The organism is Phnomibacter ginsenosidimutans, from assembly GCF_009740285.1.
GTDB classification, from domain to species: Bacteria; Bacteroidota; Bacteroidia; order Chitinophagales; family Chitinophagaceae; genus Phnomibacter; species Phnomibacter ginsenosidimutans.
The window spans coordinates 3,971,963-3,993,344 of sequence record NZ_CP046566.1 but is presented as its reverse complement, the minus strand read 5'-3'; the positions used below and the strand labels follow the sequence as shown (position 1 = coordinate 3,993,344).

The following is a 21,382-nucleotide window of genomic DNA, read 5'->3' as shown; positions in this document are numbered from 1 at the left end:
TGTGTGGCAAAATGGGAGTTATGCCACAATTATACGGTGGGGTGCATAAATATGTTGCCGTGTAATTTATAACAGGTCAGTTTCTGATATCCAATCCCCATGCCAGTTTTTTTCGCAGGGTTTCCAAAAAGGTATTTTCACTCAACCTTACAAGGCCCATGGTGAAAGATTCTTTTCGAACGGCTACCTGCGTTTTTATGTTCACCACTTCTCTGCGGGCATCCATGGCACACATAAAGTTTTCGGCACGGCCTTCTACTTCAAAGCTTACAATGTTGTCGTCGGGTACAATTATGCTACGCACATTGAGGTTGTGCGGTGCAATGGGGGTAATCACCAGCGATTTGCTTTCAGGAAATACGATAGGCCCGTTGCTGCTCAGATTGTAGCCGGTACTACCTGTTGGCGTGGCTACAATTACACCATCGGCCCAGTAGGTATTTAAAAATTCTCCATTGAGATAGGTATGAATTTTTATCATGGGCGAAAAGTCTCTTTTATGCAGCACAAACTCGTTGAGTGCAAAGGGCGCATTTGCAAAGAGTGGTACATCGGAGTCTACATGTATGAGGGTGCGCTGATCAATGTGGTAGCTGCGGTTTATCAATGCATCTACGGCTTCTTTTAAGGCTTCTTTACCCAGTGTTGCCAAAAAGCCAAGCCTGCCAAAGTTGATGCCCAACAGGGGGATTCCTTTGTCACGAATGAGTATGGCGGAGTCGAGTACGGTGCCATCGCCACCTAGGCTTACCACACAGTCTACGCTTTCGTCAAGGTCGGTGTCTTGCACAAATACATCGAAGCTGTATTTGTGCAAAAAGGTATACACATCTGTATTGGCCAGCGATTGATAGAGTAAAATATCAGCTTTGTGCAACGTAAGCTCTTGCAGCAACCATTCAAAATGCACCAGATGATCCGCTTCGAGCCCACGGCTATAAATGGCAACTTTCATGTTGGTTTTCCAAAATAGATTTTGTGGCCTGCAACTTAAGATAAAGCTACTGGCTTATGATTAAAAGTCGGCGGCAGTGTGCAGGAAAAATCCACTTTGGCCAAACTGATTAAAACTGTATTCCAGTTTGAGTACGGCATCGTAAATGGTGGCAATTTCTAAACCCATGCCTGCGGTGCGAAGCAGCCGGTTGTTCATGAAGTTGGTTTTGCCCGGATTTTCATGATACACATAACCCAAATTGCCATATCCTTTCAGGTAAAAAGTGAATGGAATTCTGCTGTAGGTTTTCCATTTTTCTGGTCCTTTAAAAGTAGCTGTAAATAGTTTTTTGCGCAATGTGGTTCTACCCATTACACCAAATGTCCCGTCTACCACATTGTACTCAAGCCCTTGCATGTACATGCTGCCGTAGCCCATCATGCGGGTGTTGTAATAGGGCTGGTTGCGTGGGGTAGACAATGCCACAACCGATTGAAAGTTGATGTATGTTTTGGGTAAAAATTCCCAGGTGGCCAATGCCCTCCCTCCAATTTGCGTCATGCCCAGGGCCTTCGAAAAACGATGCGTAGCATACACATCAATCATCCAGCCACGAAGCGGAAACGGAATGTAATCGACATTGAAATACTGATAATTGGCCATTACATCCAGATAGGTAGCAGATAAGCGGCCATTGAGGTATTTGGGATTTAGGTTGAAAAATGCCGTGTCAATTTTTTCCCAACCAAAAACCGAACGGAGGTAAAACCTTCTCTGGCTTCCTTTCCGGTACGAAAAAGTAGCTTCTGCTTTGATGTAATCTCTGCCAAACTTGGAGAGTGATAAAAACTGTTGCTTGTTACTATCGGTAGCGTAATTGATTTCGCGGTTGCGGCCATAGCTCATGCCCACCGTAAATCCTTTTTCCATTTTCTTGTCTACATACGGAAGCTGGTATTTAAACTCTACCTGTTGTGTATAGCCGCCAATAATCCACACATTCATTTTATCGTTTCGGCCGGTGGTATTGTTGTGGGCAATTTTTACGCCAAACAATGTTCTGTCCAGGCTGGCTTTGTACTCATTTACCCACACATTCCAGTTGCGGTCTACTACTTTGAAGTAAGGAAGCGGAAACAAATACCAACGTTCGCTTACAGCTATGTTGATGTCGATAAAGCCATTGCCAGCGGGCACTTTTTGTACATCTACTGTTACAAACAGCGCTGTATTCATCAGTTGTTCCCGGGTTTGCCGAATGCGTTTTTCCAAATCGGCATTGTGATAGGTTTGACCGGAGGCCAGCACTACTTCCCGAAATACAATGGGTTCTTTGGTTACCTTATTGCCGCTGACGCTGATGCTGCGAATGGTAGTGCGGCTGGTGTCAATACTGCCATCGGGCAGGTTGGGCGAAATGCAAGAGTCGGGCAGTGCGGCGGCATTGCGAAGCTGCTGGCACTTGGCCCAACAGGGCAAGAGCATCCAAACACAGCACCATAAAACCATTCGCACAAACATGCACTCATCACATTTTGAAATAATTGGGAATACTGGAAAGATAGGGGCAAGCAGGCAAAGCCATCGCCTACATTGTCAAAAAATTCATGAGGTGCTGGTAGTTTCTGCGGAGTTCATTTTCATAATGTTCTTCGCCCGAAAAAAATACCACATGATAATCGTAGCGCTGGAGCGTAGCTACAATGTCGCTTATTTCTTGCTTGTTGATGCGCAGCGTAGCCAGCAGCATACCAGTGTCGGGGTGTATGCTGGTGTTGAACTGGGTAATGTGGGCATCATTGGTTTCTACCAGTTTCGATAGTTCGCTGATGCTCAGCTGATGCGGCTCCATTTCTATCACCACCAATGCGCCTGCACCCATAGCACCGGTAAGCTGTGCCAGTTGCTGCAGCAATGTATGTTCCGTGATGGTGCCTACATATTCATTTTCGGCGGCAACCACAGGTACGGCACTTAGCTGCCGGCCAAGCATGGCAGCAGCAAGCACTTAAAAAATGATTGTCGGCAGCTACAGCAATGGGGGCTGCATATACAGGCAGTGTTTCTACCAACGTGCGTTGGTCTGCATCCAGCAAATCGCTTTCTGCAATGACGGCTTCCAGATGACCATCTTTGAGCAGGGGCAAATGCGACACACCCTGGTCTTCCATTTGCAGCAGTGCTTCTTCAACAGTTTGCCCATGCTGTAGCGGTGTAATGAGGGGCGATATGAGCTGTTGATTGAGCATGTGCGGTGATTGAGGATGTAACGTTAGGAAACTGCCGCGGGTTGGCTGAGTTTTGTTAAGAATTTAGCCAGTACTTCATTAAACTCTCCCGGCACTTCCATCATGGGGGCATGGCCGCAATGATCGATAATGTGCAACTCGCTGTTGGGGATGAGCTTGTTGAATTCGCGGCCCACAAACGGCGGCGTAATGATATCGTTGTTGCCCCAAATGAGGAGCGTAGGTTGTTTGATTTGATTCAGTTCTTCACCCAGATTGTTGCGAATGGCACTTTTGGCCAACGCAATAATCTTAATCACTTTCAGGCGGTTGTTGGTGATTTCAAATACTTCATCTACCAACTCTTTTGATGCCATGTTGGGATCGTAAAAAGTGAGTTCGGTTTTCTTGCGGATGTATTCGTAATCGCCACGCTTGGGGTAGGTATCGCCCATGCCGTTTTCAAACAAACCCGAACTGCCGGTAAGTATCAGCGATTTGATGCGTTCGGGATGCTTGAGTATATGCACCAGTGCCACATGGCCGCCCAGGCTATTGCCCAGCAGGTGTATGTCTTTTAAATCGAGGGTTTCAATAAACTTCTGAACATGTTTTTCGAGGCCACCCACGGTGGTATGAAAAATGTCCAAATCAAACAAGGGCAGCATGGGCACAATTACCCTATGTGTTTGCCGGAAGTGCTCCACCAAATCTTTGAAGTTGCTGAGGGCTCCAAATAAACCGTGCAGCAACACCAGAGGCTCACCGGCACCTTCCTCTATGTATTTGAACTTATCTTTCTGTTTAATCTCGTACTGCATCTATAGCGCTGCCTTTAAGCTCAGTAAAAATAGTGATTCGAACCCAAAGGGATACCGAACGCCGCTAATATAAAGGATTTGACTATACAGCCTGCAATATGTTGGTCTGCAATGGCTAAGCCGGTTTTGGTGCTGCTGTGGTAAGGCCATCAAATGCGGCTTCCAACTCACCAAACAAATCTTTGAAAATGGGTATGAGTTTACCCATGCCATCCATCAGTATTGGAGCTAAGGGTTGCAATATGCTATAGGCCACAGATGCTTGTTTGGTTTCTGCTGAGAGTAGCGCCATTTTATCAGCATAAAAAAGCGCAATGCTAAACAACAATGCATACAGTAAGGTAAAAAACAAGATGCCGCCGAGTTTATTGGCCCAGCCCATCATGCTCCATTCCAGTGTTTTTTCAATAAAAGCAGCAATGAGTCTTACCAAAATAACTACCCCGGCAAAAACCAGGATGAATGACAACAAGGGTACCCATGGCCCAAGGTTGGGAAACTGTGCCAGCAAGTATTGGCCGGCCATGCCGCTGAGTTTGAGGGCAGCTGCAGCACCTACAAAAATGCCGATGAATGAAAACAGGCCGACAACCAGTCCTTTTTGCAGTCCCTTCCATACGGCAATGGCCAATACTACTAATGCAATGATATCAATCGTCATACAGATAAAAATAGGCGATGCAGTAAAACAAAACCCGCTGCCCATACGAAGGAAGCAGCGGGTTTATTGTATATCATTCCATAAAACTATTGACCGCTCAACAGGCTTTTTACCATGGCGCTAATGGCTTTGCCATCTGCTTTGCCGGCCAGTTGTTTGGTGGCTACGCCCATTACTTTGCCCATATCGGCGGGGCTGCTGGCACCAGTTTCGGCGAGTATGGCGGCAATGGCTGTTTTCAATTCTTCTTCGGTCATTTGCTTGGGCAAAAACAAATTGATCACATCAATTTCTTCCTGCTCTTTCACCGCCAAATCGGCACGGCCTTGCTGGTTGTAAATATCGAGGCTGTCTTTGCGTTGCTTCACCAGCTTTTGCAACAGTTTCATCTCATCGTCGGCACTGATTTCGCCATTGGCACCTTCACTGGTTTTGGCCAAAATAATGGCTGCTTTAATGGCCCGCAACGAACGCAGTTTGGCTTCGTTCTTTGCCTTCATGGCTTCTTTCAGTTGCTCCATTATCTGTGTTTCTAAGCTCATGGTATTGCTGTTTTTTATTTGCAAAAAAGAATGATGGTTTGGCGCTGCAAGGTACGTTAATATACGGCCATTACTCCCGTACAATGTGTGCTCCCAATGCCTGCAGGCGGCCGTCGATGTTTTGATAGCCGCGGTCTATCTGTTCAATGTTTTGAATCACACTTTTGCCATCAGCACTAAGAGCGGCAATCAGCAATGCTACACCCGCCCGAATATCGGGGCTGCTCATGGTAATGCCCCGCAGGTTTTGGCTGCGGCCCAGGCCTATAACAGCGGCACGGTGTGGGTCGCACAAAATAATTTGTGCCCCCATGTCAATGAGTTTATCGGTGAAAAACAAGCGGCTTTCAAACATTTTCTGGTGAATGAGTACGCTGCCCCGGGCTTGTGTGGCCACTACCAACATAATGCTCAGCAGGTCGGGGGTGAGGCCCGGCCACGGATGGTCGTAAATGGTGAGCACACCGCCGTCCATATAGGTTTGAATTTCGTAGCTGTCTTGTTCGGGCACTACTATATCATCGCCATCAATATCAAACTGAATACCCAGCTGCCGAAACTTTTCGGGAATGATGCCCAGGTGTGGAATGCCACAACCCTGAATGCGGATATTGCTTTGCGTCATGGCGGCGAGGCCAATGAAACTGCCAATCTCAATCATATCGGGCAGCATGCGGTGTTCGGTACCTTTCAATGAGCTTACACCTTCTATGCTGAGCAGGTTGCTGCCAATGCCACTGATTTTGCCACCCATGCGGTTAATCATGGCGCAGAGCTGCTGCAGGTAAGGCTCGCAGGCGGCGTTGTAAATGGTGGTGGTGCCGGGTGTAAGCGATGCGGCCATTACGATGTTGGCGGTACCGGTTACACTGGGTTCGTCCAGCAAAATGTAGGTGCCCTGCATGGCATCGCCACTCAGGTGGTAAAAGCCATCTTCGGGATGATAGGTGAAAGTGGCGCCGAGTTTTTCAAAACCGATGATATGGGTATCCAACCGGCGACGGCCAATTTTATCGCCACCGGGCTTGGGCACGAAGGCTTTTTTAAATCGGGCCAGCATGGGTCCTGCCAGCATCACACTGCCCCGAAGCCGGCCGCTTTTTTTATGAAAAGCGGGGCTGTGCAGATAATCAACATCTACATCATCGGCCTGAAAAATGCAGGTATCCCGCTCTGGTCGTTGCACTTTTACGCCCATTTCCTGCAGCAGTTCTATCAGCAGGTTTACATCCAGTATATCGGGAATATTAGTAATGGTAACAGGCTCGGCGGTGAGGAGTACTGCCGAAATGATTTGCAGGGCTTCGTTTTTGGCGCCTTGTGGCACAATGGTGCCGCTGAGTTTGTGGCCGCCTCTTACTACAAATTGACTCATACGCTTTCGTCAGCAAGGCGATTGACATTGGCCGCCACGCTGTGGCTGCGAAAATGCCAAATAGTTGCAGCACTAAAAAATGCAATGCAAAACAAGTAGCCAGATTATTGCACAATGTTGAGCTTAAAACCGGGATCTACTTTCAAAGAAGCACCACGGGCAATGTTGATGCTTTTTACTTCTACGTTTTTCTTGATGATGATATTGCCATTGTTGATGACCACATTGGTATTGGCATCGGGCACGATGCCTTCGCTCCAATTGGCGTTGTTGTCCCAGGCGGTACTGGTGCCGCCAATCCATGTACTGGTAAATTCCCGCCGAAATTGGAGCATCCATTCATACACATTCTTTCCATCTTCTCTGTAGTTTGGGTTGTAGGTTGTGCTCCATGCATCGTGGCCCGAAACCGGGAAAATGGTTTTTCGGGCCAATGGATCGGGCGGTGTTGCAGATTCGTTGATGTAGCTGATATAGTTATTGGTATTGCTCACCGCTACAGTGGGGTCGCTTTGATTGTGGGTAGCCCATACGGGCAAGTCTTGTTTGCCCATCAAAGCCCCTCTTGTGGTGCTGGGCGTGGTAGCGCCGCAAACAGGAACAATGGCGGCAATTCTTCTGCACCAGGCCGTGCTGTTGCTGGCATAGTTCCAGGTAACACCTCCGCCCATACTCAATCCGGTTACATAAATACGGCTGCGATCTATTTTATAATTGGCTACTACATAGTTTACCAACGTGTCCATATCGCCCGGGGTGGGCCATTTTATAAACTGGGGCGAAATAACAATGGGTTTGTGCCACTGTCCATTCACGTTAAAAGAGTCGGGCCAGGTTTTGTTGTTGATGAGTTTGGGTGGTCCGTTGCGCAGTACCAGTGGCAGCTTTGCGGCAGAGCCATCGCCCAATTCACCCAAACCATGCACAAATACAATCAGCGGAAATTTTTGGCCGGGACTATTGGCGTAGCCACTGGGCAGATATTCATAAAAGCCTTTGCAGTTGAGATTCACGTTTACGTATCGGGGCGATTGCACTTGTGCCTGCGTGGTGCTGTATAGGCACACACTAAGCAGGATAAGCGCAGCCAGCCTGCTGCATCTTTCCAGGTACTTCATAGGGATTAAACTGAAACAAACCGTGCCGGCTACGAAATACCCGTAGCCATGCTCCATGCTTCAATATTAGTGCCAAAATGGGCTTGGGCAATGGGTTAATTTTTCGAAAACGCCTGAAAACGCTGGGTTTTCAACAGGCTTTACCGAATGTTGATTTTTTGCCGGTTTGAGGAAAATTGTAGCCAAGGCTTTGATACGCCATCGGAATCAGCTATATTACCTATCATTAAAATCTTTTATACCATGCAACTTAGCCCCTTGAAATCCTTGAGAACCGCAATGATGGCCACTGTAGTAATGGCCAGTTTTTTTGTAACGGCTTGTGGTAGCGCCGAAGAAAAGCCAGCAGAAACCAGCACCGAAATGGCTGCACCAGCCCCGGATACTACTGCTCCTGCTGCTACCCCCGATACCACTGCAAGAGACACGGCTTCTACAAGACCTGTAGTGACGCCCAACAAGTAATGCAATGCAAGAAGCGAATGGCCAGCTCTGTTAAGGAGCTGGCTTTTTTATTTTCAGCTTTTTCGTCATCAACCTAATAACGTAAGATGGCCGCTGGTGCTGCTGGTGCCGGTTGGTAAGTTTGGCTATTATCCAATGCTCCAGCGAATGGTGCGCAGGAATAAGCAACGATGCAATACACACAAAAATGAGCAGTTCATATACCGGATTGTGATGTGTAAAATCGGCCACCACCGGATGAAGCAGCAGCGTTAGAAATTCGAACAAGATGAGCAAAGAAATGATGCCCATAAAACGGATAATCCGCACCGGAATTCTGCGTTGGCTTAAAAAGAAAGTGAGCAAAAAAACCAAAGGAATAAATACGCTGATGAATAAGTATTGCAGTTGTTTGGATCTTTCTTCTTCGGCTTTCTGGCGGGCAATACTGGCCTCTTGTTGTCTGAGTTTTTCATTGGTCGACAGCATTTCTAACTGACGTACCCGCTGCCTGCTATTGATGCTGTCGCTGAGTATACTGCTACGCTCCATATACACCAATGCACTATCCGTATTGCGGGCCGATTTATACAAACCAGTGAGTAATCTTGCTGCATCTAATGACCGCGAAGCAAAGTTGCTCACTTCTGCCAGCGCAAATGATTTTGTTGCAAAATATATGGCAGAATCTGTTCGCTGTTGTTGCTGATACAATTGCGATAAACCGAGGTAAGCTTCACATAGCAAATCATTGTCGCTGGCTTGCTGCAACAGCGGAATGGCACTGTAGTAATAGCCGGCCGACTGATTGCTCTGTAAAAGCTTGCGGCTGCTATGCCCGAGGCCTACCATTGATGTTGCCATAAATGCGCTGTCGTTATTAACTATCGCCAGCAGCAACGATTTGTTGAAATAAAAATGAGCAGAATCAGGCATATTCATCCGGTCGTACAAATCACCAATGTTGAGGGCACTGTTGTAGCGGATATCGCTAAGGTTATTTTCTTCAATCAGCGAATCGGCCCGCAGGTAATATGACAATGCCAGGCGGTACTCTTGCTGAAACATGTACACCACACCAATATTCATCACCACACTGGCCAAATTGCGGGGCATATTTCTGCCCTCTTCCAGTTGTAATTTTTGCAGGTAAAAGTCGAGGGCTTTGGGATAGTTGCCCAGTTTAATAAGGGTGTTGGCCAATACACCCAACGATGCGGATTCACCTTCGGTGTAGCGCAGTTGCCGGGCTAGCGCCAAAGCCTGCTGAGCCAAATACAGCGCCGAATCGGGCAGGCGTTTGTTCATTACATCTGCCAGCCGCCACTGCCATATCACTTTGTTGGTATCTGTTTTGGCCATGTTGAGTAGTTGGCGAAAACTATCTTCTTTGGCTTGCTGTGCATGTGTGTGTTGGTTGACACAACAAACACACAGCACACAACATATCATGAATCGGGAAAATATATGCATACACTAGGGAGATGGGCGGTAAGTAGTGAATGTACTGGGCTTTTATTGCATTCCATACTCTTGTGTCAGATTTTTATGCGTCGTTGCTGGTCAATTCAACACCAAACTTGTGCAAGTCATAAATGCATCGTACATTACTTATTCGTAATATTTACCTTAAATCCATCCCTGTATGAAACCCGCTTTTTTATTGGCAATACTGTGTTGTGTCAGTTCGCTGCTATCGGCACAGTCTATTTACCGCTGTACCTACGAATCATACAATCTCAAAACCGGCGAGCCACAAATGCAAGATGCGTTCATTGTACGGTTCGATGATGGTACAGGTTTTGCACGCATTCACTTTAAAGACAGTAAGGGTGATCCTGATGCAATTGTAGACATGGATTTGCTGGAAGTGATTGACACATTTAAAGCCGGAGCTGCGAACGAAACGGATACCATTTACATGATGTTGCATGGCGAAAATCCACAAATGGTCAGGGGCAACATGCAAGAAAAATATCCGCCTGATGCTTTTGGGTTTTTGGAAGATGAGGAAGGATATTATGTGCCATGGATGGTAATCAGGGGAGATATGCTGGATGAAAATTCTGAGCTTGATATTCTCCATTATGAAACGGCAGAACTCATTACAGACGATGATCTGACTGAAGAACTGGTACTGCAGTTTTTCAACAAAGACGAAGAGTTTTACACCAGCTTGTTTGAAGTGAGTACAAGGCCGCTGCGCCCCGACCAACTGGGCAGTACCATGCATTTGATAGTGGTGGCCGATACGCAGGATGAAGAGATTGGACCCACCTGCGAAAAAGACCGTTTACGGGTTACCAAAAACTTTCGGGAGCTGGCAGCTTTTATGGGAATTGGATTTAAAGAGAATGCAGTGTTTGGCGAAAAGTACAATAAGAAAAATGTGATGGCTGCCATTCAGGGCTTGCAGCCATCGTCAAAAGATATTGTGGTGTTTTACTATACCGGTCATGGGTTTAGCAATCCAAAAGATCGGCACCAGTTTCCGCACCTCGTATTGCGCCAGGCCAGTTTTGAGCCCCTGCTGGAAAACTCATTGAACATGGAAAATATTTACAAAATGATTACGGCAAAAGGCGCAAGGGTGAATTTGGTGATGAGTGATTGCTGCAACAGCGACCCTGCAGCCATTGCCCCCAGTATGGCAGATGTAACCCGTACCCGCAACTCTGGTGTATCGTGGGATAAAAACACCTGTCAATCTTTGTTTATGCCTGCCAAGCCTGTTTCCATTTTAATGACCGCAGCTTCCAAAGGCGAATTGGCAGCCGGAAACATGGCTTATGGTGGCTTCTTCTCTTACAATTTTAAGGCGGCACTCGATCGGTCGCTGAGCCCGTTCAATACCATGCGGGGTATTACCTGGGAGCAAATTGTAAAAGATGCACAAAAGCAAACCATCATCAAAGCCAACAATACCGATTGCGATATTCCCAGTGTAGGCAAACGCCCCTGTGTGCAGCATCCTGTATTCAGAATTGATTAATCTGGTACATGAAAAAGGCTGGCATTACTGCCGGCCTTTTTTGTGAAAAGTAGTGAAGCTTTACCAGCGGCCACGTCCTCTGGCATTTGTCCAGTAACCCTGCACCCAAATCCATCCGCCCCGGCTACGATGCCAGTACCCGGGTACATATTGCATGTGCTTGCGGGGCACTGTCCAATAGCCTGGCTGGTACACGTAGCGGCCACTGCGCCACATCCATTCTGCTTCTATCCAGATATGCCTGCCCGATGGCCGCAAAGAGGGCCGGGCATACGGTGCCATTGGCCTGTCTCGCACCGTGTACATTTGCTGATAACGGCCATTGTCATATCGGTCGTGGTCGTCATCGTCGTACCGGCGTTCGTTGCGGTTGTCCCGTCTGTCATCATCTCTGTTTCTGTACTGAGCTTGCACAGCCAAAGTGCTGGCAAGCAACAAAGCCACAAGGGCTACACGTTGAGGAGTAAAATTTGTACTGCGCATAATCAATAGGTTTTGCTAGTATGGAACGTGTATTAAAAAATTAGTTTACTAATGAAAACAAAAAGTGCATGCTGGATTTCAAACAGGATTTTTACAACAGAAAGGATGGGGTGCAACTAAACAGGGTTTGTTACCTTCGCCGCCCCCAAAAGGATTATCCGTCGTTATGATTGACAAACTGGAAGCCATCAAAGCAAGATTTGAACAGGTAGGTGTAGCCCTTACCAACCCCGAAGTGGTGAGCAACCAAAAGGAGTTTGGCAAGCTGAGCAAAGAATACCGCCAGCTCGAAAAAATTGTACAACCTTTTGAGGAATACAAAAAAGTATTGGCTGATTTGGAGTTTAGCAAAGAGCTGCTAAACGGCGATGACGCAGAAATGCGGGAGCTGGCCAAAGAAGAATTGCCAGGTCTAACAGAAAAATCTGAAACACTGGAAGCCATACTGCGCAAACTGTTGATACCAAAAGATCCGCAGGATGACAAGAACGCCATTCTGGAAATACGGGCAGGTACAGGTGGCGATGAAGCCAGTTTGTTTGCCGGTAACCTGCTGGAAATGTACCTGCGCTATTGCAACAAAAAAGGCTGGAAAACTGCCGTAGTAAGCGAAAGCGAAGGCACAGTAGGCGGCTACAAAGAAGTAGTGGTAGAAGTAGAAGGCGAAGACGTATACGGCACACTCAAGTTTGAAAGTGGTGTACACCGTGTACAACGGGTGCCAGCTACCGAAACGCAGGGCCGGGTGCATACATCCGCTGCTACTGTGGCAGTAATGCCAGAAGCAGAAGAAGTAGATTTTGAACTGCGGGAGTCGGACGTAAAAATGGAAACCTCACGGAGTGGTGGTGCCGGTGGCCAAAACGTAAACAAGGTAGAAACCAAGGTGATGCTAACGCACATACCTACGGGCACCGTGGTGATATGCCAAACAGAACGCAGCCAGCTGGGCAACCGCGAAAAAGCCATGAACATGATGCGTACCCGATTGTACGAAGAACAGGTTCGCAAGCACGAAGAGGAAATAGCCCGCCAACGCAAAACCTTGGTGAGCACTGGCGACAGAAGTGCCAAAATTCGTACTTACAACTATCCGCAAGGACGTGTAACAGACCACCGCATTGGGCTTACCGTGTATAACCTCGATGCTGTGATGAATGGAGAAATCGAAGAGTTCATTGAAGCATTGCAATTGGCTGAAAACACAGAGAAAATGGCCAACATGCAATAATGCGTTTCACAAAAAATAAGTCAATCAAGAGGCTGCACTACAAAAGAGGTGCAGCCTTTTTTTGTGCAGGCTTTTCTTCCTCGGTGCAGGTTGGTATCTTACTGGCAAACTTTATCCGATTATGCTAGATCAATTATTGCAAATGGTGAAGGAGTATGGCGAAAATGAAGTCGTCAATAATCCCGCCGTACCCAACGAACACAACAATGCCGTGATGAGTGAGGCCAGCTATGCAGTGGCCGGTACTTTTCAGCAAGCCATTGCCAATGGCAATGTGCAGGATGTGATGAGCCTTTTTCAACAAGAAGACCAGGTGATGAACAACCCGCTGGCACAGCAGGCACAAGGCTCTTTTGTAGACAGCATTACCAGCAAGCTGGGCATCGACAGCGGTACCGCAAAAGGAATTGCCGCATCCCTCCTGCCCATGATTATGCAAACACTGGTGAAAAGAACCAATAGCCAGGCACCGGAAGACAGTGGCTTCAACATCAGCAGCCTGATTGGAAGCCTTACTGGTGGCGGCCAGCCGGGGGCCGGTTCAGACATTGGCAACATCATCAGTCAGTTTACAGACAATGGCAATAGTGGAGGCTTCGATTTGAACAATATCATCAATCAGGTGAAGGGCAACAATGAGCAGCAACCCGGCAACAGTGCAGGTTTAATGGACATGATTCAGGGCTTCTTTGGCAAGTAATGTCATGGTAATATCAGCTACCTGTTAAGCCTTGTCAAAACATTGGCAGACCTGTGTTAAATCACGGTTAATCAGAACATTTGTCATGAAATGTATGCCGTGGAAGTATGTACTTTGTATTGTCAATCGGAAGTAGTAGATTAGTAGAACGATAGAAAAGAGGTTTGGAAATTTTTAACAGCGACAGCAAGTAACTTTCTACAACACCCGACGTCTTAATAGTACAAACAAGAACATTACATTTTTTCTCATAAGCAGTTAGTTTTGGTTGAGGCCCCAGTTTCTACTGGGGCTGATTTTTTTATACAATTTGTCGTTCTGTAGTTTTCCAATAGGTTTGACACCCAATCAACAACCATTATGCCCGTTCGGCTGCGTAAAACACTCTGCATCGATTTTGGCAACACCCGGCAAAAAGCCGCGTTGTTTGAAAATGACCAGCTACTGGAAGTACGCTATTTTGGCAACGACCTGCTGGCCGACATGAAGCAGTTGATTCAAGAGTGGCAGCCCGCCTGCAGTATTTTATCATCTGTTATCAATCATGATGCGGCTATCGAAAAGCTGCTGCAAGAGCACACCGCCTTGCATGTGCTGAATGCGAATAGCCATTTGCCATTTACGACGCCAGTGGGCAAGCCCGAAACCATCGGTGCCGATCGCTTGGCATTGTGTGCGGCAGCAGTATTGCTCTATCCGCATCAAAACAACCTGATTGTGGGCCTCGGCTCTGCCGTTACCTACAACTTTGTGAATGTGCGGAATGAATTCTTGGGCGGCGGTATCAGCCCTGGCATGATGATGCGGATGAAGGCACTCAATTCTTTTACCGCCAAACTGCCCATAGTAGACCCCGAGTGGAACGTGCCGCTGGTGGGCTACGATACCAAAACCAATATCCAAAGCGGCGTGGTAATGGGCCTGGCTATGGAAATTGATGGATTTATTGAAGCGTATCAGAAAAAATACGGGGCATTTAACGTGCTTTTAACCGGGGGTGATTTAGTGCATTTGGCACCCCACCTCAAAAACTTGATATTTGCCGACCCCGATCTATTGTTTAAAGGACTGTATGCAATTTGTGACCTCAATGTTTAAGCCAATCCGAGTAATGGCTGCTATCGTAGCTGTCTCTTTTTTTATCAGGCAAAGGCGCAAATTAATTCGCCCTACTCCCGCTACGGCCTGGGCGAATTGTACAATTCACGCAACGTGGCCAGCAGGGCCATTGGCGGTCTGGCTGCGGCGTATGCCGATTATCAGGCAGTCAACTTTGTCAATCCCGCTTCTTACAGCCAGTTGCAAACTGTCACCTTTGATGTGGGTGTTGAAATGGAATCCCGCTCCTTGCTCAATCCGTCAAAAACGCTGAAATCACAATCGGGTTATTTGCTATTCAATTATGTAGCCATTGGTTTGCCTTTGGCAAAAGATAAAAAAGGACTTACCAAGTGGGGCATGGCTTTTGGCCTCCGCCCATACACAAGAGTGGCGTATAATATTTTGGCTGATAGCCGCCTTACCGGCATCGACAGCAGCCGTACCAACTACAAAGGACAAGGCGGTGGATACCGGGCATTTTTGGGTACCGGCTACCGGGTTGGCGGTTTTTCCGCCGGCATCAACGTGGGCTTTTTGTTTGGCCAGCAAGACCTGACAACCGAACGCCTGCTGCAAAACGATTCTGTGTTTTATTTCAATGCCATGCAACAAACCAAAACTTCGTACAGCAAGTTTGGTGCTGATGCAGGCTTTCAATACCGGGTAAAGCTGGGCAAAGATGTGTATGCCCGTGTGGGTGCCAATGGGTTTTTAGGTAGCAGCGTCAACGGCAGCCAGTCGATACTCCGCCAAACCTTTGTGTACAATGCCAATAGTGGTACCGATTCGGTAGATGTGGTAGAACGCAAAGACAATGTAGCAGGCAACATTGAACTGCCAGCAGGCTACGCAGTGGGTTTAACTTTTGAAAAAGAAGGCAACTGGATGCTGGGTGGCGAATACGAAGCAGTGGATTGGAGCACGTACCGCTTTTATGGCAAAGCCGACCAGCTGGCCAATACCAACATGTTGCGTTTTGGCGGCCACTTCATTCCCAGCATGACGGACAACAAAAGCTATTTTAAGCGGGTGGTATACCGGGCTGGTTTTTATACCGGCAAAGACATGATCACCGTGAATGGCAATCAGTTGCCTGTTTGGGGCGTTACCATTGGTATGGGCCTGCCCATTCGCCGGTACAATATTTACTCCAACCAGTACACTGCTATCAATACTTCTTTTGAGTATGGCCGCCGTGGCAACGGCGAATCGCCTATCCGCGAAACTTTCTTCCGCCTCAATGTGGGCATCAGCCTCGGCGACCTTTGGTTCCAGAAGCGGAAGTTTGATTAATGGTTACTTTGCAGCATGGCAACTGCTAAAGCATATTGGCTCATTTTATTCAGCGCTATTGTAACCACAATGGCCTGCGAAAACAATGTGCAGGAAGTAACGGCACTTACCCGAAAAGTGCAGGAAATAGAAGAAGGCAAAAACATCAAAGGGCTGTTTAGCAGAAGTGGCAACCTCGCTGCTTATTTGACTGCCCCCCGTATGCAGCGGGTAAAAGGCGACACGCCCTACGTCGATTTTCCGCAAACCATTCATGTAGACTTTTACGACAACAACCGCCAGTTGCAAAACGTTGTAACGGCCAAATTTGCCCGCTATTACGAAGGGCTCAACAAGGTTTTTTTAAAAGACAGCGTGGTGGTGTACAACATGGTGGGCGATACGTTGCTTTGCCAAACGCTGTGGTGGCACCAAGCAGATGAAATGTTTTTTACAGAAGATTCGGTATACATCCGCAGCCTTACCCGCAACCTGCGTGGTACAGGTTTCAGGGCCAAAAGCGATTTTAGCCGCTACACCATCGACAATGTAGCAGGCCCTGTGCAATTGCCTGCCGAAGGTGCCGATAGCACAATGCCTACCACCAACAGCGCAAAACCGGCTGCCCTTAACACAAAGCCAACGGTGATAGCGCCTCAATAAACGTAGCTTTGCCGCTTTTTGAAGCGATAAACAAACAACATGCTCCGACCTGCAACCGTAGCCGATTTCAGTTTTGTATACGACCTCTATTTTTTACCGGAAAACAACCCATACCTCTTGTACGAGCCCATGAGCAAGGATGCGTTTGAACCCATTTTTGCTGCACAGCTAAATGAAGGCGTGAAGTATATTTTCGACATCAACGGGCATGCAGTGGGCATGGTTAAAATCAGCGGCTACACGCACCGCATGGCACATATCGCTTACATTGGTGCAGTAGCTATTCATCCAAAATATGCCGGCCACGGCTTGGGTTTGCAGCTCATGCACGATACCATTCATTTTTGTAAAAGCCTTGGCTATACCCGACTAGAACTGGATGTAGATGACGACAACCCCAAAGCCAAACGGCTGTACGAAAAAGCCGGCTTTGAAACAGAAGGATTGCTGCGCAACTACTCTAACCGTGCTGCTGCAGGGCAGTTGGTACACAACTATCGCATGGGCATTTTACTGTAACGCCGTATTATCACTGCCTTGTATTTGTGCCACGCGCCATTCTTCCAGCATGGGCCACAAATCGGCGCTGAAAGCATTGTAACATGCTTGTAACAAGGGCAAGTGTTGCTGAAACAATGCAAAACCTGTTGCACTATCGGTGAGATGCTGGCTGCGCCGCACTACGCCGCCAAAACTTTTTTCCATACCCCACATGCTGCAGTAGTGGTACAACCAGTTTTGTAACCGCATATAGTGCAGCATGCCCTGAAATTTTTCGGGTAAAAAATCATGGTGGTCTTGCAGGGTTTGGTAGGTAAACTGTGCAAAGGATTCGAGTGCTGCTGCGTCGGCAAAACAACGGGGATCGTTGGCTACGAAATAATCAAAACTCACATCTACAAATGCACCGGCATACAAACGATAATGCGGCCGGAAAACCGTTTTGGCTTCTTGCACAGCGGCATGGCTATCGGTAAATGTATCGATGAGGCGGTGTAACCGAATGCCGGTATAAATAGCCGGCGGGTAGTCGTATTGTTTTTTGCCTTTTACAAAATCGCTGATCATATTGCCCACCAGCCAGCCCGGCTCCCGAAACGAACAATATGCATGCGCCAGATAATTCATAGCAGCAAGATACAGCAGGAGCGGAAAGCTAAAGGCTGAAGGAGAATGCTGACAGTGAAATGCCGAAGGCTGAAAGCAAAATGCTGAATGCTGAATGCAAAAGGCAATAACACTCCGTGACTTTGTGCGAAAACACCAAAGGCAAAATCCTCCCTTATTGCACTATTTTTGCGCCTCATTATTTCGCAAAGTCTCCCGACGCAAGTGCTCGGGATCTGAAGGCGGTTACTTTTAAATTCAAACAATGAACAAAGGACCCGTTTCACAATTCATCCTCCACCATTACCGTCACTTCAATGCTGCAGCCCTGATTGATGCTGCCAAAGGCTACGAAACACATTTGGCCGAAGGCGGCAAAATGATGGTTACCCTGGCCGGTGCCATGAGTACTGCAGAATTGGGTATCAGCCTGGCCGAAATGATTCGTCAGGATAAGATTGCCATCATTAGCTGTACTGGTGCCAACCTCGAAGAAGACGTGATGAACCTGGTAGCCCACAGCCACTACAAGCGTGTGCCCAACTACCGCGACCTCACTCCTCAGGACGAGTGGGATTTGCTCGAAAATCATTACAACCGTGTCACTGATACCTGCATTCCGGAAGAGGAAGCCTTCCGCCGTTTGCAAAAGCATTTGGTGAAGCAGTGGAAAGATGCAGAAGCCAATGGCGAACGCTATTTTCCACATGAGTTTTTGTACAAAACTGTATTGAGCGGAGAGCTGGAGCAGTACTATGAAATTGACCCCAAAGACAGCTGGATTGTGGCCGCTGCGCAAAAAAATATTCCCATTGTAGTACCTGGTTGGGAAGACAGCACAACGGGTAACATTTTTGCCAGCTATGTGGTAAAAGGAGAACTGCAGGCCAGCACGGTGAAAAGTGGTATTGAATACATGGTGTGGCTCACAGAATGGTATCGCCAAAACAGCAGCGGCAAGGGTGTTGGCTTCTTCCAGATTGGTGGTGGTATTGCCGGTGATTTTCCGATTTGCGTGGTGCCCATGATGTATCAGGATTTGGAATGGCATGATGTGCCTTTCTGGAGTTACTTCTGCCAAATCAGCGATAGCACAACTTCTTACGGTTCTTACAGTGGTGCAGTACCCAATGAAAAAATTACCTGGGGCAAGCTCGATATTCATACACCTAAGTACATTGTAGAAAGTGATGCGACAATTGTAGCACCGCTGATGTTTGCATACATTTTGGGTTGGTAAAACCAATTAGCTAATTGGCTAATGTGAAAATGTGCCAATGAGGATGCACAGTTTATTGAAACTTGTAAGCTAACGAACTAGTGAACTCGTAAACATTGGAACATTGGAACATTGGAACACTGGAACATTAGAACTACTGAACTAAACACTGATTCATGGAATATCGTCGGTTAGGCAAATCGGGTTTACAGGTGTCTGTACTCAGCTTTGGCAGTTGGGTTACTTTTCACAAGCAGCTGGAAGATGGCAGTGCCGATGAACTCATGGGTATAGCCTACGACAACGGCATTAATTTTTTCGACAATGCCGAAGGATATGCTTTTGGTGAAAGTGAAAAAATGATGGGCCGTGTGCTGCAGCAAAAAGGTTGGGACCGCACCAGCTATATACTCAGTAGCAAAGTGTTTTTTGGCAGCCGGCCCAACAACAAGCCCAACCAAACAGGGCTGAGCCGCAAGCACATTGTAGAAGCCTGCCACGAAGCCTTGCAACGCCTGCAAACCGATTATCTCGATTTGTATTTCTGCCACCGGCCCGACCAAAACGTGCCCATGGAAGAAATAGTGTGGACGATGAACCACCTGATACAACAGGGTAAAATTTTGTATTGGGGCACCAGCGAGTGGAGTGCTCAGGAAATAACAGCAGCTCACATGGTAGCCAATCAGTATCGGCTGATTGGTCCTACCATGGAGCAACCTGAGTACAACATGTTCAACCGTACCAAACTCGAAAAAGACTACCTCAATATTTTCAACAACATAGGCCTCGGCACTACTATCTGGAGCCCGCTGGCGGCAGGGGTGCTTACCGGCAAGTACAACAATGGCATACCCGAAGGCAGCCGCCTGGCCATGGAAGGATTTGAGTGGTTGGTAAATAAGCAACTGAATGACGACCGCATTGCCAAAGTGCGGCAGCTGGTACCCATAGCCGAAGAGCTGGGCTGCAGCATGGCATCGCTGGCTATTGCGTGGTGTGCCGCCAACCCCCATGTGAGTACCGTTATTTTAGGCGCTACCAAGGCTTCGCAGCTTACGCAAAACCTGCAGGCATTGGAGGTACTGCCCAAGCTTACGCCAGCCGTAATGCAGCGAATAGAAGAAGTACTGCAAAACAAGCCGGTGGTTACCCCTTGGTAACCCATGCAGGAATACTGTACCTGTTTGCTTATTTTTGGAATACATCAACGCTGTAAATTTTCATGTACATCGCTATTCTCATTGTTGCTTTATTGCTCATCGGTTTTTTTGCCGGCATGGAAGTGGCGTTTGTAAGTGCCAATAAACTGAGCATTGAGCTCAAGAAAAAACAGGGCAAACGCAGCGGTCTCATCATTTCCCGTTTTCTGGAAAATCCGTCCCGTTTTATCGGCATTTGTTTGGTGGGCTTCAATATTTTTCTGGTGCTGTATGGGCTCATCGTCAGCAATTTGATGGCACCCGTTTGGAAGTTTGCCGGCCTGCACAACATTGATGAATCAGAAACACTGAGCGTAGTGTTGAATGTGATTTTGTCTGCCGTTTTTGTATTGGCTGTAGAGTTTATTTTCAAAGCCATTTTTCGGGCAAAAAATGAAAGCCTCATTCACTTTTTTGCTCCCGTTATTCAGTTCTTCTTCAAGCTCTTCGATCCCATCAGTATCTTCTTTGTAAATGTATCTACCTGGATTTTGAAATACATTTTCAATGTACAGGTAGCAGATCCCAAACGCCCTTTTAATCGCATTGATCTGGAACATTATTTTCAGCAAACCAAAGAAGCATCAGAAGAAGATCAGCCCGATTTGAATAAGGAATTATTTGAAAATGCGTTGGGCTTGCCGGGCGTAAAAATTCGCAACTGCCTGGTGCCCCGCAAAGAAATTGTAGGCGTAAATGTAGGCACCGATATGGCCACCGTTACCCAAAAAATGGTGGATACCAAACTGAGTAAACTGGTGGTATACGACGGCAATATCGACAATATATTGGGCTACGTACACCAGCTCGACCTGTTTAAAAATCCGACTGATTTGGCGGCCATCCTCATCAGCATTCCTGCTGTGCCAGAGAGTATGAGTGTGTCGGACCTCATCAATAAACTGACCCGGGAACGCAAAAGCATGGCCTGGGTGGTAGATGAATTTGGCGGCACCGCCGGTGTGGTCACCATGGAAGATTTGCTGGAAGAAATTTTTGGCGAAATACATGATGAATACGACACCGATGAGTTTGTAGAAAAGCAACTGGCCGAAGGTGAATTCATGTTTAGTGGCCGCATTGAACTGGATTATCTCAACGAGAAATACAACCTCAATTTTGAAGGCACCGAATCGGAAACGCTCAGCGGATTTGTGATTAGCCATCACGATGTACTACCACACCAGGGCGACCGGATTATTATTGCCAACTATCAGTTTGAAATACTGAACATGAGCGACACCCGCATTGAGCTGCTCAAGCTCAAACTGCTTTAATATCTTCCT

General features: G+C 47.2%; 23 protein-coding genes. 11 read left to right on the top strand and 12 right to left on the bottom strand.

From position 1 onward, the window contains the following. Positions 1–76: 76 nt before the first annotated feature. The 9 genes from GLV81_RS17280 to GLV81_RS17240 all read right to left on the bottom strand — a co-directional run bounded on the left by GLV81_RS17280 (position 77) and on the right by GLV81_RS17240 (position 7,739). Positions 77–955, bottom strand: a complete 879-nt coding sequence (locus GLV81_RS17280; protein WP_157480022.1) for an NAD kinase — start codon at positions 953–955, stop codon at positions 77–79. Between the two features lie 60 nt (positions 956–1,015). Continuing rightward, positions 1,016–2,458, bottom strand: coding sequence for a POTRA domain-containing protein (locus GLV81_RS17275; RefSeq protein ID WP_157480020.1), 1,443 nt, complete (start codon positions 2,456–2,458; stop codon positions 1,016–1,018). Between the two features lie 67 nt (positions 2,459–2,525). Next, complete coding sequence (locus GLV81_RS17270) at positions 2,526–2,900, bottom strand: hypothetical protein (protein ID WP_157480018.1); 375 nt, start codon at positions 2,898–2,900, stop codon at positions 2,526–2,528. After that, positions 2,881–3,186 (bottom strand): CBS domain-containing protein, encoded by a 306-nt coding sequence (locus tag GLV81_RS17265; protein WP_157480016.1) that lies wholly within the window; start codon positions 3,184–3,186, stop codon positions 2,881–2,883. Before GLV81_RS17265 ends, GLV81_RS17270 begins: the two co-directional genes overlap by 20 nt. Before the next feature lie 23 nt (positions 3,187–3,209). Further along, positions 3,210–3,986: an alpha/beta fold hydrolase gene (locus GLV81_RS17260; protein ID WP_157480014.1), complete on the bottom strand. Its 777-nt coding sequence runs from the start codon at positions 3,984–3,986 to the stop codon at positions 3,210–3,212. Between the two features lie 115 nt (positions 3,987–4,101). Next, entirely contained in the window at positions 4,102–4,647 is a 546-nt protein-coding gene (locus GLV81_RS17255) for a CvpA family protein (RefSeq protein WP_197428707.1), read from the bottom strand. A gap of 86 nt (positions 4,648–4,733) precedes the next feature. Further along, positions 4,734–5,189 (bottom strand): GatB/YqeY domain-containing protein, encoded by a 456-nt coding sequence (locus tag GLV81_RS17250; RefSeq protein ID WP_157480010.1) that lies wholly within the window; start codon positions 5,187–5,189, stop codon positions 4,734–4,736. Positions 5,190–5,259: 70 nt separating this feature from the next. Continuing rightward, positions 5,260–6,564 carry a UDP-N-acetylglucosamine 1-carboxyvinyltransferase gene (gene murA / locus GLV81_RS17245; RefSeq protein ID WP_157480009.1) on the bottom strand — a complete coding sequence of 435 codons (1,305 nt, stop codon included), beginning with the start codon at positions 6,562–6,564 and terminating at the stop codon, positions 5,260–5,262. Between the two features lie 104 nt (positions 6,565–6,668). Continuing rightward, positions 6,669–7,739, bottom strand: coding sequence for a carboxylesterase family protein (locus GLV81_RS17240; protein WP_157480007.1), 1,071 nt, complete (start codon positions 7,737–7,739; stop codon positions 6,669–6,671). A 201-nt stretch (positions 7,740–7,940) separates the two neighbouring features. On the opposite strand from GLV81_RS17240, the gene GLV81_RS17235 reads away from it, so the two are divergent. Continuing rightward, positions 7,941–8,147, top strand: a complete 207-nt coding sequence (locus tag GLV81_RS17235) for a hypothetical protein (RefSeq protein WP_157480005.1) — start codon at positions 7,941–7,943, stop codon at positions 8,145–8,147. 30 nt (positions 8,148–8,177) lie between these two features. On the opposite strand, the gene GLV81_RS17230 is transcribed toward GLV81_RS17235, so the two are convergent. Beyond that, entirely contained in the window at positions 8,178–9,488 is a 1,311-nt protein-coding gene (locus GLV81_RS17230; protein ID WP_197428706.1) for a tetratricopeptide repeat protein, read from the bottom strand. A gap of 283 nt (positions 9,489–9,771) precedes the next feature. On the opposite strand from GLV81_RS17230, the gene GLV81_RS17225 reads away from it, so the two are divergent. Continuing rightward, positions 9,772–11,118, top strand: a complete 1,347-nt coding sequence (locus tag GLV81_RS17225) for a caspase family protein (protein ID WP_157480001.1) — start codon at positions 9,772–9,774, stop codon at positions 11,116–11,118. 60 nt (positions 11,119–11,178) lie between these two features. Here the strand turns inward: GLV81_RS17225 and GLV81_RS17220 are convergent, their stop codons facing one another. Beyond that, a complete protein-coding gene (locus GLV81_RS17220) occupies positions 11,179–11,601 on the bottom strand; it encodes a hypothetical protein (RefSeq protein WP_157480000.1) in 423 nt (140 codons plus the stop codon). 166 nt (positions 11,602–11,767) lie between these two features. Between GLV81_RS17220 and prfA the strand changes: the two genes are divergently transcribed. The 6 genes from prfA to GLV81_RS17190 all read left to right on the top strand — a co-directional run bounded on the left by prfA (position 11,768) and on the right by GLV81_RS17190 (position 17,087). Continuing rightward, positions 11,768–12,832 (top strand): peptide chain release factor 1, encoded by a 1,065-nt coding sequence (prfA, locus tag GLV81_RS17215; RefSeq protein WP_157479998.1) that lies wholly within the window; start codon positions 11,768–11,770, stop codon positions 12,830–12,832. A gap of 121 nt (positions 12,833–12,953) precedes the next feature. Next, the gene (locus tag GLV81_RS17210) at positions 12,954–13,532 is read left to right on the top strand and encodes a DUF937 domain-containing protein (protein ID WP_157479996.1); all 579 of its coding nucleotides are present in this window, start codon (positions 12,954–12,956) and stop codon (positions 13,530–13,532) included. A 360-nt stretch (positions 13,533–13,892) separates the two neighbouring features. After that, the gene (locus GLV81_RS17205; RefSeq protein ID WP_157479994.1) at positions 13,893–14,630 is read left to right on the top strand and encodes a type III pantothenate kinase; all 738 of its coding nucleotides are present in this window, start codon (positions 13,893–13,895) and stop codon (positions 14,628–14,630) included. A gap of 60 nt (positions 14,631–14,690) precedes the next feature. Then, positions 14,691–15,926 carry a BamG family beta-barrel-assembly machinery protein gene (gene bamG, locus GLV81_RS17200; protein ID WP_484555869.1) on the top strand — a complete coding sequence of 412 codons (1,236 nt, stop codon included), beginning with the start codon at positions 14,691–14,693 and terminating at the stop codon, positions 15,924–15,926. A 15-nt stretch (positions 15,927–15,941) separates the two neighbouring features. Next, entirely contained in the window at positions 15,942–16,568 is a 627-nt protein-coding gene (lptC, locus tag GLV81_RS17195; protein ID WP_157479990.1) for an LPS export ABC transporter periplasmic protein LptC, read from the top strand. A gap of 39 nt (positions 16,569–16,607) precedes the next feature. Further along, positions 16,608–17,087 (top strand): GNAT family N-acetyltransferase, encoded by a 480-nt coding sequence (locus GLV81_RS17190; protein WP_157479988.1) that lies wholly within the window; start codon positions 16,608–16,610, stop codon positions 17,085–17,087. Here the strand turns inward: GLV81_RS17190 and GLV81_RS17185 are convergent. Then, the gene (locus GLV81_RS17185; RefSeq protein WP_157479986.1) at positions 17,079–17,696 is read right to left on the bottom strand and encodes an acyl carrier protein phosphodiesterase; all 618 of its coding nucleotides are present in this window, start codon (positions 17,694–17,696) and stop codon (positions 17,079–17,081) included. The two genes, GLV81_RS17190 and GLV81_RS17185, sit on opposite strands and share 9 nt — an antisense overlap. A 244-nt stretch (positions 17,697–17,940) precedes the next feature. On the opposite strand from GLV81_RS17185, the gene GLV81_RS17180 reads away from it, so the two are divergent. The 3 genes from GLV81_RS17180 (at position 17,941) to GLV81_RS17170 (ending at position 21,373) form a co-directional block, all read left to right on the top strand. Next, positions 17,941–18,915, top strand: coding sequence for a deoxyhypusine synthase family protein (locus GLV81_RS17180; protein WP_157479984.1), 975 nt, complete (start codon positions 17,941–17,943; stop codon positions 18,913–18,915). Between the two features lie 155 nt (positions 18,916–19,070). Continuing rightward, on the top strand, positions 19,071–20,057 hold the full coding sequence (locus GLV81_RS17175; protein WP_157479982.1) for a potassium channel beta subunit family protein: 987 nt from the start codon (positions 19,071–19,073) through the stop codon (positions 20,055–20,057). A 62-nt stretch (positions 20,058–20,119) separates the two neighbouring features. Next, positions 20,120–21,373 (top strand): hemolysin family protein, encoded by a 1,254-nt coding sequence (locus GLV81_RS17170; RefSeq protein WP_157479981.1) that lies wholly within the window; start codon positions 20,120–20,122, stop codon positions 21,371–21,373. The last annotated feature ends 9 nt before the right edge of the window (positions 21,374–21,382 follow it).